Source organism: Actinoplanes siamensis (assembly GCF_016862395.1).
Taxonomy (GTDB): Bacteria; Actinomycetota; Actinomycetes; order Mycobacteriales; family Micromonosporaceae; genus Actinoplanes; species Actinoplanes siamensis.
The window spans coordinates 1-807 of sequence record NZ_BOMW01000153.1 but is presented as its reverse complement, the minus strand read 5'-3'; the positions used below and the strand labels follow the sequence as shown (position 1 = coordinate 807).

At 70.4% G+C, this 807-nt stretch carries 1 protein-coding gene and 1 pseudogene; both read right to left on the bottom strand.

Annotated elements, in window-relative coordinates:
* Nucleotides 1–390: pseudogene (locus tag Asi03nite_RS37520) on the bottom strand (helix-turn-helix domain-containing protein); the annotation flags it as partial.
* On the bottom strand, nt 387–791 hold the full coding sequence (locus Asi03nite_RS37515) for a hypothetical protein (RefSeq protein WP_203685261.1): 405 nt from the start codon (nt 789–791) through the stop codon (nt 387–389). The gene Asi03nite_RS37515 and the pseudogene Asi03nite_RS37520, both read right to left, overlap by 4 nt.
* Nucleotides 792–807: the final 16 nt, after the last annotated feature.

The window sequence follows — 807 nt, the reverse complement described above, 5'->3', positions numbered from 1 at the left end:
GCTGTTGGGGCCGGTCGCCACGAGTTCCGGCTTGATGCGCGCCGGATGGGTGGCCTGTGCCCGGCGTTCGCGGACCTCACCGTGTTCCCGCAGGATCCGGTACATCGTCGACACCGACGCGAGGTAGGCACCCTCGTCGAGCAGCTCGTGGTAAACCGTGGCCGGCGCTTTGTCGGCGTGCTCGGGATGGTTCAGCAGCGCACGCACGCTGTCGCGTTCCGCCTGGGACAACGCCCGCGGCTGCGGCTTACGCTCCCGCGGCACCCGTTCGGGCTTCGGGCTCTTGCGGTGCCGGCGGTAGTGATTGGCCTGCGGCCGGCCGGCCGCCGTGCACGCCTTGCGCACCGAGCCCAGCACGCCGGTCAGCTCGACAATCGCCGCGTCGATCACGGCCTCGGCTCGCTCCCGGAGTCCGGGCCGCTGCTGGTCGCGAGCTGACCCAGCAGCGCGGAGAGTTTTCCCTGCACCTCGATCACCGTCTGCGCCTTCGCGAGATCCGCGGCCAGTCGTTCGTTCTCGCGCCGCAGCCGGGCCAGTTCCTTGTCCCGAGTGTCGGCCGGCGGACGTCCCGCCCGACGGGCCAGGGCCTGCCGGGCACCCCGATCCCGCTGCTGGCGCCATGTCGTGATCAACGACGAGTACAGGCCCTCCCGCCGCAGCAACGCACCCTTACCCGCCTTGTCGAGCGACTCGTACTCCTCCAGGATCCGCGCCTTGTACGCGGCCGAGTAGCTACGCGACCTCGCCTTCGCCGGAACCTCCGGATCAGGCACCTCACTGTTCGAACCCACCGGTGGTGGTCTCCTC